Raw genomic sequence first — 16,845 nt, 5'->3', positions numbered from 1 at the left:
CATGGAAGCTGAACGCATCAATGCCCTTTCCGCCCTGCTGAACGACCTGAGCAGCCGTGAAGCCGAACTTCGGAGGTATCTTTGACTTCGATCGCAAGTCAGAGAAACTAGAACAGGTCAACCAGGAGCTGGAAGACCCGACCGTCTGGAACGACCAGAAGCGGGCCCTGGAACTCGGCAAGGAAAAGAAGGCGCTCGAAGGCGTCGTCCTGACGCTGGAAAAAGCCAAAGCCGACATCGACGACTCGCGCGACCTGTTCGAGATGGGACGCGAAGAAGGCGATGACGACACCATCCAGTCCGTCGAAGCCGATGCCGAAGAGATCAGGAAGGTCATCGAGACGATGGAATTCCGCCGCATGTTCAGCAATCCGATGGACCATGCGAACTGCTTCATCGACATCCAGGCCGGCGCCGGCGGCACCGAAGCCCAGGACTGGGCCTCGATGCTGCTGCGCCAGTACCTGCGCTATTGCGAGCGCAAGGGCTTCAAGGCCGAGGTGATGGAAATCTCCGAGGGCGAGGTCGCGGGCATCAAGACCGCCACCATCAAGGTCGAGGGCGAATACGCCTACGGCCACCTGCGCACCGAGACCGGCGTGCACCGCCTGGTGCGCAAGTCGCCGTTCGACTCTGCCAACGGCCGCCATACCTCGTTCACCTCGCTGTTCGTGTATCCGGAAGTCGACGAGTCCTTCGAAATCGAGATCAACCCGGCGGACGTGCGCATCGATACCTACCGCGCATCCGGCGCCGGCGGCCAGCACATCAACAAGACCGACTCCGCGGTGCGCCTGACGCACGCCCCGTCGGGCATCGTGGTGCAGTGCCAGAACGACCGCTCGCAGCACCGCAACAAGGCCGAGGCCTTCGACATGCTGCGCGCCAAGCTGTTCGAACTCGAACTGCGCAAGCGCATGGCCGAGCAGCAGAAGCTGGAAGACTCGAAGACCGACGTCGGCTGGGGCCACCAGATCCGTTCCTACGTGCTCGACCAGTCCCGCATCAAGGACCTGCGTACCGGCTTCGAGACCGGCAACACCAAGAACGTGCTGGACGGCGACCTCGACGACTTCATCTCGGCTTCGCTGAAGCAGGGCGTGTAAGCGATGACCAAGCCCGCCTTCATCTTCGACATGGACGGCACCATCGTCGACAACATGGCCTTCCACACCAGGTCCTGGCTCGAGTTCTTCGCGCGCCGCGGCAAGGAATACGAGGCCGAAGCCTTCTTCCGCGAGACCGCGGGCGCCCAGGGCCGCGAGATCCTGCGTGCACGCCTCGGCGAGGACGTCACCGACGCCGAGATCGCCGAGCTGGCCGCCGAGAAGGATGCGCTGTACCGCGAGATGTACGGTCCGCACCGCGCCGCGATCCGGGGTTTCGACGCCTTCGTGACGCGCGCCGACGAGCGCGGCGTGGCGCTTGCCGTGGCGACCTCGGCGCCGCCGAAGAACATCGTGTTCACGCTCGACGAGCTCGACCTGCGCCGCCACTTCGCGGCCGTGGTCGGCGCGGCCGACGTCAAGCAGGGCAAGCCGCATCCGGACGTGTTCCTGAAGGCGGCCGCGCAACTGGACGCCGAACCCGCCGATTGCATCGTGTTCGAAGACGCGCCGCTGGGCGTGGAAGCGGCCCGCCGCGCCGGCATGCGCGCGGTGGTGATCACCTCCACCCTGCCCGCCGAGGCGTTCGCGGAATTCGACAACGTGGTCGCCATCGTCGGCGACTACGACGAACTGGACCTCGACGCCCTGCTGGCGCGCCTGTGAACCATTACTAGATACCTACCTGATATGAGCACCGAAAACCAAGAACAAACCGGCCAGGAACAGCAATCGCCCCTGCAGGCCGACGACAACAAGATCATCGCCGAACGCCGCCAGAAGCTGGCCGCGATCCGTGAAAAAGGCGTGGCCTTCCCGAACGACTTCGTCCCGCAGCACAAGACCGCCGACCTGGCCGAGACCTACGGCGGCTGGACCCGCGAGCAGCTCGAAGCCGAGCCGCAGCAGGTGGTGCTGGCCGGCCGCATGATGCTGCGCCGCGAAGCCGGCAAGAAGGCGGCCTTCGCGACCCTGCAGGATGCCTCGGGCCTGCGCGCCGACGGCCGCATCCAGATCTACGTCACCCTGGACAACACCGGCATCGATGCCATGGAAGCCTTCCGCCACTACGACCTGGGCGACATCCTGGGCGTGGAAGGCACGCTGTTCAAGACCAAGGTCGACGAGCTGACCGTCAAGGTGACCAAGCTGCGCCTGCTGGCGAAAGCCCTGCGCCCGCTGCCGGACAAGTTCCACGGCCTGGCCGACCAGGAGACCAAGTACCGCCAGCGCTACGTCGACCTGATCATGAACGAGGAGACGCGCCGCACCTTCAAGGCACGTACCGCCGCGATCGCGTCGATCCGCCGCTTCATGCAGGACAACCAGTTCATGGAAGTCGAGACCCCGATGCTGCACCCGATCCCGGGCGGCGCCGCGGCCAAGCCTTTCATCACCCACCACAATGCGCTCGACATGCAGATGTACCTGCGTATCGCGCCGGAACTGTACCTGAAGCGCCTGGTGGTCGGCGGCTTCGAGCGCGTGTTCGAAATCAACCGCAACTTCCGCAACGAGGGCGTCTCGATCCGCCACAATCCGGAATTCACGATGATGGAGTTCTACGCCGCCTACACCGACTACAAGTGGCTGATGGACTACACCGAGGCCGTGATCCGCCAGGCCGCGATCGACGCCCACGGCACCGCCGACGTCACCTACGGCGGCCGCCCGCTGGACCTGGGCAAGCCGTTCCACAGGCTCACGATTGTCGAAGCGATCAACAAGTACGCGCCGCACTACACCAGCGAGCAGCTGAACGACGCCGACTTCCTGAAGAAGGAACTGCTGGAGAAGTTCGGCGTCAAGCCGCACATCATTTCGGGCCTCGGCGCGCTGCAGCTGGCGCTGTTCGAAGAGACCGCCGAAGCCCAGCTGTGGGAGCCGACCTTCATCATCGACTACCCGGTCGAAGTCTCGCCGCTGGCGCGCGCTTCCGACACCCGCCCCGGCATCACCGAGCGCTTCGAGCTGTTCATGGTGGGCCGCGAGATCGCCAACGGCTTCTCGGAGCTGAACGATCCGGAAGACCAGGCGGCCCGCTTCCAGGCCCAGGTGGCCGCCAAGGACGCCGGCGATGAAGAGGCGATGTTCTACGACGCCGACTACATCCGCGCGCTGGAATACGGCCTGCCCCCGACCGGCGGCTGCGGCATCGGCATCGACCGCCTGATCATGATCCTGACGGACTCGCCGAACATCCGCGACGTGCTGCTGTTCCCGCACCTGCGCAAGGAAGACTGATCGCGTCCTGTCGGGTGGGCACGGGGTGCCCACCCGACAGCCTTACCTGACTACCCGGTAGCAGGGAATGTATTCCTTGCCCGGCAACTTCATCCGGCTCTGCTCCACGAAAGACTGCAGCAGCTTGTCCATCGGCGCCATGATGTCGTCCTCGCCATGGATCTCGAACTTGCCGTACTTCTCGATCGCGCGGATGCCGTCCTCCTTCACGTTCCCGGCCACCACGCCCGAGAAGGCGCGCCGCAGGTTGGCGGCCAGCAGGTGCGTTTCCTGGTTCTTGTGCAGCGACAGGCTGCGCATGTTCTCGTGGGTCGGGCGGAACGGATGCTGGAATTCCGGGTCGATCCGCAGGCCCCAGTTGAAGTAGTAGGCGTCGCTGCGCGACTTGCGGAATTCACGCACCTGGCGGATCCCGGTGTGCATTTCCTGCGCCACCGCTTCCGGATCGTCGACGATGATCTTGTAGCGCTTCTGCGCGCGCTCGCCCAGGGTCAGGCCGATGAACTGGTCGATCTGCTCGAAGTATTCCCTGGCCGTCGACGGCCCGGTGAACACCAGCGGGAACGGCATCTCGGCGTTATCCGGGTGCAGCAGGATGCCGAGGATGTACAGGATCTCCTCGGCGGTGCCGGCGCCGCCCGGGAACACCACGATGCCATGGCCGGTGCGCACGAAAGCCTCCAGGCGCTTCTCGATGTCCGGCATGATGACGAGGTCGTTCACGATCGGGTTCGGGCTTTCGGCGGCGATGATGCCCGGCTCCGAGATGCCCAGATAGCGGCCGCCCTGCAGGCGCTGCTTGGCGTGGCCGATGGTGGCGCCCTTCATCGGGCCCTTCATCGCGCCCGGGCCGCAGCCGGTGCAGATATCCAGTTCGCGCAGGCCAAGCTGGTAGCCGACATGCTTCGAGTAGTTGTATTCGACGCGGTTGATCGAGTGGCCGCCCCAGCACACCACCAGGTTCGGATTGCGCTGCGGCTGGATCACGTTGGCGTTGCGCAGGATGTGGAACACGGCGTCGGTGATGCCTTCCGGCCGGTTCAGGTCGAAGCGCGGGTTGTCCGTCACCTCGAAGTTCACATACACGATATCGCGCAGCACCGAGAACAGGTGCTCGTGGATACCCTTGATCATTTTGCCGTCCACGAAGGCGTGGGCCGGCGCACTGCGGATGTCGAGCTTGATGCCGCGTTCGCGCTGGATGATCCTGATGTCGAAGTCCTTGTAGCGTTCGAGCAGCTCCTTGCCGTCGTCGATCGAACTGCCGGAGTTCAGCACCGCCAGCGCGCATTTGCGGAAGACTTGATACAGGCCGCCCTGGCTGGTGTCGAGCAGTTTCGCCACCTCCGCCTTGGACAGCACTTCGAGACGCCCTTCCGGGGAAATCAATGTATCGACAACGTCGTTCGTCATATTCCACTCCCTTTCTTTTCGGTGTTTCCATGTAGCTTAACGCCAATATACGACAAGTTACCCCAGTTTGCTCCCACGCTTGCACAGGCTTTCGACGTCAATACTGTTGAGCTGGAAAAAGTTGCCTTAACGAGCAGAATTTCCACTAAAATGCGACGCTATTGGATTTGCGCCCGTACACAATGCAGGCATGTGGTCCAACCATTCCTATTCTTATAAAACGTATTTGGGGAGGAACCGCATGAGCGGTGCAGCTACTTCTACCGTCGAACCAAAGACGATCCCGGAATTCAAGCAGATCATGGGGCACCCGGCGCCGCTGTGGATGCTGTTCATGACCGAATTCTGGGAACGCTTTGCTTTCTACGGCATCCGTTGGGCCCTGGTGCTCTACATCGTCGCCCAGTTCTACGGCGGCAGCGGCGTCGGCCAGGCCGACGCCAACCTGACCTACGGTTCCTACCTGGCGCTGGTGTATGCCGGCGCGGTCTTCGGCGGCTACATCGCCGACCGCGTGATCGGCTACCAGCGTTCGATCCTGGTCGGCGCGGCCTTCATGGCGGCCGGCCTGTTCGCCATCACGGTGCCCGATCCGAACGTGTTCAAGCTGGGCCTGGCCACCATCATCGTCGGCAACGGCATGTTCAAGCCGAACATCTCGACCATGGTCGGCCAGCTGTACGGCATCCATGACCAGCGCCGCGATTCCGGCTTCACCATCTTCTACATGGGCATCAATACCGGCGCCTTCTTCGCCCCGATCGTGACCGGCTGGCTGGCCCAGAGCATGGCCGGCAGCACCGGCGTGCCGGCCTACAAGGTCGTGTTCTTCGCCGCCGGCATCGGCATGCTGCTGTCGCTGGTCTGGTTCCAGTTCGGCCGCAAGGGCCTGAAGGGCATCGGCGCGCCGGTCGGCGAGCTGGCCAGCCCTGCGCGCCTGGCCGGCGTGGTGATCGGCTCGCTGGTCGTGATCCCGGTCGTCTACTTCCTGCTCAAGCTCGGCGCCGACACCATCCAGGGCATCCTGTCGGTGCTGTTCATCGTGCTGGCGATCATGCTGATGGTCGAAGGCATCCGCAACGGCAAGGTCGCACGCGACAAGACCATCGCCATGCTGCTGATCTTCTTCTTCAACGTGATGTTCTGGTGCTTCTTCGAGCAGGCCGGCAGCTCCTTCACCTTCCTGGCCGATAACATCGTGCGCCGCGACTTCGGCGGCTGGATCTTCCCGACCGGCTGGTTCCAGTCGGTGAACTCGATCGCGATCATCGTCTGCGCGCCGATCGTGGCGGCCATCTGGGTCGCACTGGGCCGCGCCAATCCGTCGATCCCGCGCAAGTTCGGCCTCGGCCTGATCTTCAACGGCCTGGCCTTCCTGCTGCTGATGTTCTCGCTGCAGCACCTGGTCGGCGCCGACAGCAAGATCCCGTTCTGGACCCTGTTCATGGTCTACGTGATCCAGTCGGTCGGTGAGCTGTGCCTGTCGCCGATCGGCCTGTCGATGGTCACCAAGCTGGCCCCGACCCGCCTGGTCGGCCTGGGCATGGGCGGCTGGTTCCTGTCGACCGGCATCGGCAACAACCTGTCCGGCATCTTCGCCAGCTTCGTCTCCGGCGAAAAAGGCATGACCGTGGAATCGGCGCTGGGCGGCTACACCTTCGGCTTCTACGCCCTGATCGGTTCGGGCGTACTGCTGTTCCTGATCGCACCGCTGATCCAGAAGCTGATGCACGGCGTGAAGTAAGTCTGCTCGCTTCGCTGAAAAACGGCGGCCCGCGGGCCGCCGTTTTTGTTTATGATCTCCAAGGGAGCGCGATGGGGCGTCTTCCTCATGAGCACGATCGAGACCGGGAACATGAACATACCGAACGCCAGGCACCGCGATACCTGCAAGGCCAGGTGGAACGGCAGGGCCAATGTCCTGGCCGCATCGGGGATGATCGCGGCGCCACGCGGTTGCCGCGCCTGACCCATGGCGAACGGTCTAGAGCGGGCGCGCTACTGGGTGGAATTCATCCTGACGCGCTGCCCCTTCCCTGCACCGCGGACGCTGCGGGCGCAGTTCGAAGCCTCCAACTTCGTCGAGTTCTGCGACTGCGGGTGCAACAGCTTCAAGCTGCGCACGCGCGCCGGCGCCAAGCCGCCGCCGATCGCCGCGCCCGGCGGCTACGGGTCGGTCTTCGAAGCGGATTTCAGGACGGCCGACGAGGATAAAACCATCGAGATCGTCCTGTTCGCGGACCAGGCCGGCAACCTGGCCTATGTCGAGATCGACTGCTGCGCGAACAGCCAGGCCGTTCCGGACACCGTCGAGTTGATGGACGCGCCTTATCACGTCAACGCCAGTCCTTCCCTGATCGTATGAGCGCGCCTTCGCGCATGCATCTCCATTTTTCCTTGCCTCAATAACAACTGCGGCTTAGCCGGTCCGCCTCTGGACAATCGCCGCGCCCTGAGCTGCCGCCAGGCAACTGACGCACGCTTCATTTCGACCGCGATCGCCCACTCGTGGCATGCTACGGCCTCGACTGGCAAGCCCGAAAAGGAGAAACGCATGGCGAAGCGCCCAGGGATTTTCCCCACATTCTTTCTGTCCGGTTTCGAGTGCTCGAATTTCCTGTGGGGTGAGCGGCCCGGCATCCGGCGCAACCTGATCGCGGAAACCCAGCACGACCGCCATGCCGCCGAGGATTACCGCATCCTGAACACGCTCGGCATCGCCGTCGCCCGCGAAGGCATCCCCTGGCCGACCGTGGACCGGGACGGCAACTACGACTTCTCAAGCGTCGACCCGTTCATCGACGCCATGAACGCGTCAAAAATCGTCCCCATCTGGGACCTCTGCCATTACGGTTATCCGGACGGGCTCGATCCCTTCTCCGACGCCTTCGTGGACCGCTTCGCGCGCTACTGCCGCGCCGCCGCCGCGTATGTGATCCCGAAGGTCCATGGCCCACACTTCTTCACGCCGATCAACGAGATTACCTTCTTCTCCTTCTGCGCCGGCGAATGGGGCTGGGCCGCCCCCTACCGCTGCAGCCGGGAAGACCGGATGCGCCTGCGGCTGGCGCTGTGCAAGGCCGCGATCGCCGGCGTGAAGGCGATCCGCGAGGTCGATCCGGAAGCGCGCATGATCCACATCGACCCGCTGGTGCGGGTGGTGGCGCCGCGCGACCGTCCCGACCAGGTCGAAGCCGCACGCCACGAGACCGAGGTCGATACCTTCATGGCCTGGGACATCATCTGCGGGCGCGAGCATCCGGAATTCGGCGGCTCGCCCGAGATCCTGGACATCGTCGGCGCCAACAATTACTCCTTCGGGCAGATGGAATACCGCGAGCATGGGCCGCACGCCCCGCTGGCGCCCGGCGACGACCGTATCGCACCGCTGTGCGACATGTTGCAGACGGTGTGGGAACGCTATCGCCGGCCGATGATCATCGGCGAGACCAGCGGCATGGGCGGTGGCCGCGCCGACTGGCTCCACGATGTGATGTGCGAATCGCTGGCGGCGGTGCACCGCGGCATGGACCTGCAGGGGATCTGCCTGTTCCCGGCGGTCGACATGCCGGACTGGCATACGGGCGCATGGCTGCACAACGGCATCTGCGACCTGGTCGAGCAGGACGACGGCGACCTGAAGCGGGTGCCGGACCGGCCGTATGTCGACGAACTGCGGCGCTGGCAGAAGGAGCTGAACCGGGTTACCGAACTGGACGAGGACCCGTACAGCGATCCGGTGGAGCTGCAGGACGTGATCGATGCGGCGCACCGGCTGAATATGCAGCCGGACAAGAACTGGTGCTGACGCCTTCCCTCAGGCCGCCAGCACGGCCAGCAGGCACAGCACCAGCGCCACCGGCATCGCGACCAGCCCCACCTTCAGGAACTGGAAGAAGCCGACCTCGATCCCTTCCCGCCGCAGCACCGTCAGCCACAGGACCGTCGCCAGCGAACCGGTGATCGACAGGTTCGGGCCGAGGTCGATGCCGATCAGGGTCGCGGCCACCACGTTCGCCGGCGGCTGGCTGCTGGCCATGGTGGCGCCGGCCAGCAGGCCGGCGGGGAGGTTGTTCGCCACGTTCGCGACCAGGGCAGTCGTCGTGCCGGCCGCCCACACGCTCCACTGCGGCGCCGCGGCGTGCAGCTGCTTCAGCAGCATCGCCAGGTCACCGGCGACGCCGATCTTCGACAGGGCCTCGACCAGCACGAACAGGCCTGCGACCAGCGGCAGCACCGACCACGACAGGTCGCGCGCCGCGCAGAGCGCCAGCGCGCGCGCGCGCCAGGCCACCACGGCAAACACCGCCACGCCGACGGCGCAGGTCGGCCAGCCGAGGTCGACGCCCTGGAAGGACGCCGTCAACAGCGCCGCGCCCATCAGCGCAATGCCGGCGGCGACGATCTTCGCATCGGCCGTCAAGGGCGGCGCCGGCGTGTCGGTGTCGATCGCCTGTTTCAGGTCGGCGCGCTGGTTCCAGTACAGCGCGGCGAAGGTGACCGCGATCGCGATCGCCGACGGCAGCAGGAACAGCCTGAACCATTCCAGCAGGGTCGGCATCCGTCCGGCGAACACGACCAGGTTGGCCGGATTCGAGACCGGCAGGACGAAGCTCGCCGCGTTGGCGATCAGGGCGCAGGCGAACAGGTGGGGCAGCGGCCGCTCCAGCCTGGCCGCCCTGGCCGCCGCCAGCACCGCGGGCGTCAGCACCACCACGGTGGCGTCGTTCGACATGAAGGTCGTCACCACGATGCCGACCAGGTAGACGATGCAGAACAGCCGGGCCGACGAGCCCTTCGCGCGCCGCACCGCCAGCGCCGCGACCCAGTCGAACAAGCCGGTCGCGCGCGCCAGTTCGGCGACCAGCATCATGCCGATCAGGAACAGGTAGACGTCCGTGCCCTGCCCGACCGCGTGGCCGACCTCGGCCAGCGTGAGTTGCCCCATCAGCAGCAGCAGGGCGGCGCCCAGCACCGCCCACCAGGCTTCCGCCACCTTGAACGGGCGCGCGAGTATGCCGGCGGTCGAGAGCGCGGCGACAGGCCAGATCACGGCCGGAGAAAGGGCAAGTTGCAACATCGGGAGCCTGGAAAGACGGCTGCGTATTCTACCTGCAAATCCGCAAGGACGCGCCTCAGGCGTCCCCGTCCAGCGTCCTGCGCATCGCCTCCATCTCGGCGACGATCCAGGCGCGGAACTGCTGCACCTTGGCCATCGCCTCCTTGTGCGGATTCACCAGGAAGCGGTAGCCGCTCCCGTATGGCGCGCTGCGGCAGTGCAGCACCCGCAGCGCGCCCGAGGCGATGTCCTCGAACGCGATCCCGTAGGGCACCAGGCCGACGCCCTGCCCGGCCACCGCGGCCTGGGCCAGCACGCCCCAGTGGCTGAAGGTGCGCGAAAAGTCATATTTGCCCTTCAGCGCGCGGTTTTCGTTCAGGAGCTGCAGCCAGGCCTCCGGCGTGCGCTCGCACAGCAGCGGGAAGCGCGCCAGGTCGGCGAGCAGCAGTTCGCCCTCGCTCCCGGCCAGGAGCTCGGGGCTGTAGACCGGCACCAGGCGCTCGCGGAACAGCAGGGCCGGGTCGCCGTCCTTGACCGGGCCGAAGCGGATGGCGACGTCGACGCCGTCGTCCAGCATGTCGACCGGGGTGTCGTTCGAGTCGATGCGGATGTCGAGTTCGGGATGCAGCTTGGTAAAGCGCGGCATGCGCGGCACCAGCCACTTGATCGCGAAGGAGTACGTGGTCGAGATGCGCAGGATCGCTTCCTCGTCGCCGCGCTGCAGGGCAGCAACCTTCGCGCGCAGGTCGCCGAGCGTGCGTCCGACCGCGATCGCCAGCTCCTGGCCTTTCGCCGTCAGGGCGATATGGCGCGGATGCCGTACGAACAGCGGAAAGCCGACCGCCTCTTCGAGCTGCTTGACCTGCATGCTGACCGCGGCCGGGGTCTTGTGCAGCTCCTGGGCCGCCAGCTTGAAACTGCCCCAGCGTGCGGCGCATTCGAAATCGATCAGCCCGGAGAGGCTGCGCAGAGGTTTCATCGGACCGCCATGCGTAAGTTTTTCTTATTCATCGCACCGTTTTTTTCTTGTTTGAACAATTGCTGCACTGCATACAAAATATAGCGGATTCACCACGACACCGCCAGCCCTTCTGGCGCGCAGCGTAAGGAAAACCATGTCCAAGAACATCCTGGTGATCGGCGGTACCCGTTTCATCGGCAGGCTGCTCGTACAGCGGCTCCTGCGCGCCGGCCACCGCCTCACCATCGCCACCCGCGGCTATGCCCCCGATCCTTTCGGCGACCGCATCCAGCGCATCCGCACCGACCGCCGCAACGAACTGGCGATGCGCGGCCTGGCCAAGGCCGGTCCTTTCGATATCGTCTACGACCAGATGTGCTACAGCCCGCTCGACGCGGCGATCGCCGTGCGCACCTTCGCCGGCCAGGTCGGGCGCTATGTGATGACCTCGACCATCGACGCCTATCGCGTGCTCGGCTTCGAGGCCCGGCCGACGGGCGCCGCGCTGGCCGAGGGCGACCTTGCGGTCGACGCCCAGGCGATCGACACCGCCTATCCCTGGCACGACCCGCGCCGCGCGGTCGAATGCTATGTGGCGGGCAAGGTGCAGGCCGAGGCCTACCTGGTGCGCGACGGCTCGCTGCCGCTGGTGACGCCGCGCCTGGCCCACGTGCTGGGCGGACCGGAAGACTTCACGGCGCGCCTGGCCCACTACGTCGAGCTGGCGCGCGCCGGCGCGACGCTGCAGTATTCGAACGAGGATGCGGACGTGTCCTTCATGACCGCGCATGCCGCGGCCGACTTCCTGTTCTGGACCGGGATGCAGGACTTCGTCGGGCCGGTGAATGCGGCCTGCGACGGCGCGCTGTCCGCCGCCCGGCTGTACCAGCGCGTCGGCGAGGCGCTGGAGTCACCGGTGCGCATGCGGCGCGTGGCGCCGGCGGCGCAGCCGGGACAGCTGTCGCCATTCGACATGCCCGGGAAGATGGTGCTGGATACCTCGCGCGCGAAGGCGCTGGGCTACCGCTTCGGACATACGGACGAGTGGCTGGATCACACCATTCGCCAGCACGACCTGGCCTTCGTCTAACCCGGCCCGGCAATCATTTCGCCGCCTTCTCCCGCCCGATCCAGTACAGCAGCACGACCAGCGCCGCATACGGCAGGATCGACAGCGCATCCGCGCTCGCGCCCGCGAAGAAGGGGTTCGCCGCTTCGGCCCACTTGTTCATCGTGTTGTCGAAGTCGGTCAGCACGCCCGCCGTGATGGCGATGATGATGCCGGCCAGCGCGCCGCCGGCGATGTAGCCGGACGCCAGCAGCGTGCCCGAGCTGCGGTCGCCCGCGGCCTGCAATTCCTCTTCGTTCAGGCCGGCGTACTGCGGCAGCGTGTTGTTGCGGCGGTCGACCATCCAGCGAACCAGGCCGCCGATCGCGATCGGCAGCGTCGATACCAGCGGCAGGTAGACGCCCACCGAGAACGCCAGCGACTGGATCCCGGCCATTTCCAGCACCACGGCGATCATCACGCCGAACAGCACCAGGGTCCAGGGCAGCTGCTGGTCGAGGATGCCCTTGATGATGTAGGACATCAGGACGGCCTTGGGCGCGTCGTATTTCTTGACTTCGGAGCCGTCCGGACGGGTATGGAACTGGCCGTTGATGCCCGGGTCGACCAGGTAGGCCAGCGAGCCGTCCTCGCGCACCAGGTACTTGCCGGCCGGGCCGCCCGCGGTGTCGGGCTTCTGCCAGACTTTGTAGGTGGCGTGGTCACTTGAGGCCTGCGGCCCCTGCAGCTGCGCGCTCTGGGTCAGCTTCGAGGCGTCGGTGGTGACGTGCGGCGCCACCTGGGCGGCCGGCACGTACACGGTGCCCGCGTCGTTCAGCTTCAGCAGGATCGGGCCCAGCACCAGCGCCGAGGCGAAGGCGCCGGCCAGGATCGCATACTGCTGCAGGCGCGGGGTCGAGCCGACCAGGAAGCCGGTCTTCAGGTCTTGCGAGGTGGTGCCGGCATTGCTGGCGGCGATGCAGACGATGGCGCCGACCGACAGCGCGGTCACGTAGTAGCGCCCGCCGGTCCAGCCCATCACCAGGAAGATCAGGCAGGTGAACAGCAGCGTGGCGACGGCCATGCCGGAGATCGGGTTCGAGGACGAGCCGACTTCGCCGGTCAGGCGCGAGGACACGGTCGAGAACAGGAAACCGAACACCAGGATCAGCAGCGCGCCCAGCAGGTTCATGTGCAGCGGCGTGGCGAAGGTGATCACGGCGATGATGCCCAGGCAGCCGATCAGCACCCACTTCAGCGGGATGTCCTGGTCGGTGCGCAGCGACGCATCGCCGGTCGAACCCGACTTGATGCCCGCCAGGCCGCCCTTCAATCCGTTCCAGATGGTCGGCAGCGAGCGCACCAGGCTGATCAGGCCGCCGGCCGCGACCGCGCCGGCGCCGATGTAGAGCACGTAGGCGCTGCGGATGTCGTCCGGGCCCATGTCCTTGATCAGCGTCGTGGCCGGCGCCAGCGGCACGCTCAGGAGCTCGCCGAAGAACTTGATCATCGGGATCAGCAGCAGATAGGACAGCACGCCGCCGGCCGCCATCGTCATCGCGATGCGCGGGCCGATGATGTAGCCCACGCCCAGCAGCTCGGGCGAGATCTCGGCGCCGATCGAGCCGGCCTTCAGCGGCGCGCCGAACACGAAGTTGACGGTATCCTTCCACAGCTTGAGCGAGATGTTCAGCACCTTGTACAGCAGGCCGAGGCCGAAACCGCCGAAGATGATGAAGGCGCGCTGGCGGGCGGCCCTGGCCTCGTCCGAGCCTTCTGCGCGGATTTCGCCGGCCGCTTCGCGCGAGGACGGCGTGGCGGCCGCCTTCAGCACCTCGGCGCAGGCGGTGCCTTCCGGGTATTTCAGTTCGCGGTGCTGGTCGACGATCATGGTGCGGCGCATCGGGATCATCATCAGGATGCCCAGCAGGCCGCCGAGGATACCGACCAGCATGACGCGCGAGATCTCGAGGTCGAAGCCGAGGATCATGATGGCGGGCATGGTCACGCCCAGGCCGAAGGCCAGCGATTCGCCGGCCGAGCCGGCGGTCTGGGTGATCGAGTTCTCGAGGATGGTCGATTCGCGGCCGCCGGCCTTCTTCGCCATGCCGAACAGGGTGATCGCGATCACCGCCACCGGGATCGAGGCGCTGACCGTCAGGCCGACCTTCAGCACCAGGTAGAGCGAGGAAGCGCCGAAGACCATGCCGAGCACCGTCCCCATGATCAGGGCGCGCAGGGTGAACTCGGGCAGTTGCGCGGAGGCCGGGATATACGGCTTGACGGTGGGCGGATTCGGGTCGTACGGCATGTGGTTCCTAATACAAATAAGCGCGGGTATCGTGTTGCTGGACGGCAGGGCCCACTTAGCGGTCCCTTAAACTGGAACTATGGCACATGCCGTAGTGGAAGAAAAGCGGATTATAATTTTGGGGTAGACCGTGTTTACGCCCTGTCGGCACGGCGACCTTCCGGTCATCTGACCGTCATCAGAGAGTTCAAGTTTTGGCAACTACCAGTCCGCAAACCCCTCGCCGCATCAGCCCGCTCAAGGGTTTTATCATCCTGGCCCTGGCCTTCATCCTGCTGTGCGTCGCCGGCGTGGTCGGCTATGTCGTGTTCCGCGTCCTGCCGAACGTCCCCGCGCTGGACGCCGTCACCGACTACCGGCCCAAGATCCCGCTGCGCATCTACACGGCCGACAAGGTCCTGATCGGCGAGTTCGGCGAGGAACACCGCGACTTCGTCCCGATCCAGAAGATCCCCGACCTGATGAAGAAGTCGCTGCTGGCGATCGAGGACGCGCGCTTCTACGAGCACGGCGCGATCGACTTCCAGCGCGGCCTCGGCGCCGTCTATTCGAACCTGCGCCACGGCTTCGGCGCCGGCGGCGGCTCGACCATCACGATGCAGGTCGCGCGTAATTTCTTCCTGTCGCGCGAAAAGCACCTGACGCGCAAGGTCAACGAGATCGCGCTGGCCTACAAGATCGAGGCCGCCCTGTCGAAGGACGAAATCCTCGAGCTGTACATGAACCAGATCTACCTCGGCCAGCGCGCCTATGGCTTCTCCAGCGCCGCGCGCACCTATTTCAACAAGCCGCTCGACAAGCTCAGCGTGGCCGAGATGGCGATGCTGGCCGGCCTGCCGCAGAACCCCTCGCGCCACAATCCGGTGGCGAATCCGAAGCGCGCGCGCGAGCGCCAGCACGCGGTGCTGAAGCGCATGCGCGAGCTGGCCTACATCAGCGAAGACCAGTACCAGAAAGCCCTGAACGAGCCGCTGCGCGTGAACACCCGCGGCCAGGAATTCGACACCCACGCCGAGTACGTGGCCGAAGCGGCGCGCCAGGCGGTCTACAACCAGTTCAAGGACGAAGCCTACACCAAGGGCATCCGGGTCTACACGACGATCCTGAAGGCCGAGCAGGAAGCCGCCTACAACTCGGTGCGCCGCAACGTGCTGGCCTATGACCAGCGCCACGGCTACCGCGGTCCGGAAGGCCGCATCGAGCTGCCGGACGATCCGCAGGACCGCGAGGATGCGATCGCCGAGGCGCTCGGCAAGCGCCCGTCGAGCGACGGCCTGATCCCGGCAGTCGTGCTGTCGGCCTCGCCGAAATCGGTGCGGGTCGAGACCGTCGACGGCGACGACGTCACCGTCAGCGGCGCCGGCCTGAAGTTCGCGGCGGGCGCGCTGGCCTCGAACGCCAAGGACGAGCGCCGCATTTCCCGCGGCGCGATCATCCGCGTGGCGCAGGACGCCAAGGGCGGCTGGGCCATCACCCAGGTGCCGCAGGTGGCGGCGGCCTTCGTCGCGATCGACAGCAACACCGGGGCCTATCACGCGCTGGTCGGCGGCTTCGACTTCAACCTGCAGAAGTTCAACCACGTGACCCAGGCCTGGCGCCAGCCGGGTTCCGGCTTCAAGCCCTTCATCTACTCGGCCTCGCTGGAGAAAGGCTATTCGCCGGCCACCCGGATCCTCGACGCTCCGCTCGACATGCCGGGCGAGGACGCCGGCAAGACCTGGTCGCCGCAGAACGACGACTTCAAGTGGGACGGCCCGATCACCATGCGCCGCGCGCTGGCGGAATCGAAGAACGTGGTCTCGGTGCGCCTGCTGCGCGCCATCTCCGTGCCCTATGCGCATGACTTCATCGGCAAGTTCGGCTTCGACGCCGCGCGCCAGCCGGCCAACTACACGATGGCGCTCGGTACCGGCGCCGTCACGCCGCTGCAGATGGCCGGCGCCTACGCCATGTTCGCGAACGGCGGCTACCGGATCCAGCCCTACCTGATCGCACGGGTCGAGGATGCCGACGGCAAGCTGATCGCCGAAACGAAGGCGCCCACCGCGCCGCAGGAAGAGCAGCGCGTGCTCGACCCTCGCAATGCCTTCGTCACCGACAGCATGCTGCGCGACGTGACCCGCTACGGCACCGGCGCCGCCGCCGCCAAGGCCCTGGGCCGCACCGATATCGCCGGCAAGACCGGCACCACCAGCGACGCGGTCGACGGCTGGTTCTCGGGCTACGGCGGGAATGTGGTGGCGGTGGCCTGGATGGGCTACGACGATCCGAAGTCGCTGGGCGGCCGCGAGTTCGGCGCGACCCTGGCCCTGCCGATCTGGATCGACTACATGCGCGTGGCCCTGGCCAAGCGTCCGCCGGAAGAACGTGCGCAGCCGGAAGGCCTGGTGCGCGAGAACGACGACTGGGTCTACACCGAGTTTGCCGAGAGCCCGACCTTCACCGGCATCGATCTCGACCAGCAGCCGGCCGCCGATCCGAACGCGCCGCCGGACCCGAACGCGCCGCCGCCCCAGCAGCAGCAACAGCAGGCGAACCAGCTCCAGAACAGCCTGTTCTGAGGCAGCCCGCCCAGGATCCAAAGAGGCCCCGCCATGTGCGGGGCCTTTTCTTTTTCCGAACACATAGCGACAAATGCACTTCTTTTAGCGAAAAATTGGAAGAAGATCGTCGTCCTTGTCCTACGCAGCAGGACGTACTCAT

General features: G+C 65.8%; 13 protein-coding genes. 9 read left to right on the top strand and 4 right to left on the bottom strand.

Translation table 11 applies throughout. From position 1 onward, the window contains the following. Position 1 precedes the first annotated feature (1 nt). The 3 genes from prfB (at position 2) to lysS (ending at position 3,350) form a co-directional block, all read left to right on the top strand. Positions 2-1,106 (top strand): peptide chain release factor 2 gene (gene prfB / locus AM586_RS00760; RefSeq protein WP_109370401.1). Its coding sequence is split into 2 segments (ribosomal slippage): positions 2-82 and positions 84-1,106, totalling 1,104 coding nucleotides; the frame shifts between segments, so codons are not numbered across the junction. Between the two features lie 3 nt (positions 1,107-1,109). Next, positions 1,110-1,772, top strand: coding sequence for an HAD family phosphatase (locus AM586_RS00755; protein ID WP_060566864.1), 663 nt, complete (start codon positions 1,110-1,112; stop codon positions 1,770-1,772). A gap of 24 nt (positions 1,773-1,796) precedes the next feature. Beyond that, positions 1,797-3,350, top strand: a complete 1,554-nt coding sequence (gene lysS / locus AM586_RS00750; RefSeq protein WP_060566862.1) for a lysine--tRNA ligase — start codon at positions 1,797-1,799, stop codon at positions 3,348-3,350. A 42-nt stretch (positions 3,351-3,392) separates the two neighbouring features. On the opposite strand, the gene ppnN is transcribed toward lysS, so the two are convergent. Next, positions 3,393-4,763, bottom strand: a complete 1,371-nt coding sequence (gene ppnN, locus AM586_RS00745) for a nucleotide 5'-monophosphate nucleosidase PpnN (protein ID WP_047825593.1) — start codon at positions 4,761-4,763, stop codon at positions 3,393-3,395. A 241-nt stretch (positions 4,764-5,004) separates the two neighbouring features. Between ppnN and AM586_RS00740 the strand changes: the two genes are divergently transcribed. The 4 genes from AM586_RS00740 to AM586_RS00730 all read left to right on the top strand — a co-directional run bounded on the left by AM586_RS00740 (position 5,005) and on the right by AM586_RS00730 (position 8,571). Continuing rightward, positions 5,005-6,507, top strand: a complete 1,503-nt coding sequence (locus tag AM586_RS00740; protein ID WP_047825594.1) for a peptide MFS transporter — start codon at positions 5,005-5,007, stop codon at positions 6,505-6,507. A gap of 87 nt (positions 6,508-6,594) precedes the next feature. After that, positions 6,595-6,732, top strand: coding sequence for a hypothetical protein (locus tag AM586_RS27925; protein ID WP_156328227.1), 138 nt, complete (start codon positions 6,595-6,597; stop codon positions 6,730-6,732). 3 nt (positions 6,733-6,735) lie between these two features. Continuing rightward, a complete protein-coding gene (locus AM586_RS00735; protein ID WP_156328228.1) occupies positions 6,736-7,128 on the top strand; it encodes a hypothetical protein in 393 nt (130 codons plus the stop codon). Positions 7,129-7,317: 189 nt separating this feature from the next. After that, a complete protein-coding gene (locus tag AM586_RS00730; protein WP_052234010.1) occupies positions 7,318-8,571 on the top strand; it encodes a family 1 glycosylhydrolase in 1,254 nt (417 codons plus the stop codon). Positions 8,572-8,580: 9 nt separating this feature from the next. Here AM586_RS00730 and AM586_RS00725 read toward each other — a convergent pair whose 3' ends face one another. Further along, positions 8,581-9,843: an SLC13 family permease gene (locus tag AM586_RS00725; RefSeq protein ID WP_047825596.1), complete on the bottom strand. Its 1,263-nt coding sequence runs from the start codon at positions 9,841-9,843 to the stop codon at positions 8,581-8,583. Positions 9,844-9,898: 55 nt separating this feature from the next. Further along, entirely contained in the window at positions 9,899-10,801 is a 903-nt protein-coding gene (locus tag AM586_RS00720) for a LysR substrate-binding domain-containing protein (protein WP_047825597.1), read from the bottom strand. A 136-nt stretch (positions 10,802-10,937) separates the two neighbouring features. Between AM586_RS00720 and AM586_RS00715 the strand changes: the two genes are divergently transcribed. Continuing rightward, complete coding sequence (locus AM586_RS00715; RefSeq protein WP_047825598.1) at positions 10,938-11,873, top strand: NAD-dependent epimerase/dehydratase family protein; 936 nt, start codon at positions 10,938-10,940, stop codon at positions 11,871-11,873. A 13-nt stretch (positions 11,874-11,886) separates the two neighbouring features. Here the strand turns inward: AM586_RS00715 and AM586_RS00710 are convergent, their stop codons facing one another. Continuing rightward, complete coding sequence (locus tag AM586_RS00710; protein WP_047825599.1) at positions 11,887-14,142, bottom strand: OPT family oligopeptide transporter; 2,256 nt, start codon at positions 14,140-14,142, stop codon at positions 11,887-11,889. A gap of 194 nt (positions 14,143-14,336) precedes the next feature. On the opposite strand from AM586_RS00710, the gene AM586_RS00705 reads away from it, so the two are divergent. Next, positions 14,337-16,703 (top strand): penicillin-binding protein 1A, encoded by a 2,367-nt coding sequence (locus tag AM586_RS00705; RefSeq protein WP_047825600.1) that lies wholly within the window; start codon positions 14,337-14,339, stop codon positions 16,701-16,703. The last annotated feature ends 142 nt before the right edge of the window (positions 16,704-16,845 follow it).

Source organism: Massilia sp. WG5, assembly GCF_001412595.2.
In the GTDB taxonomy this organism is placed as follows: domain Bacteria; phylum Pseudomonadota; class Gammaproteobacteria; order Burkholderiales; family Burkholderiaceae_D; genus Telluria.
This window is presented reverse-complemented; position numbering and strand designations above follow the sequence as displayed.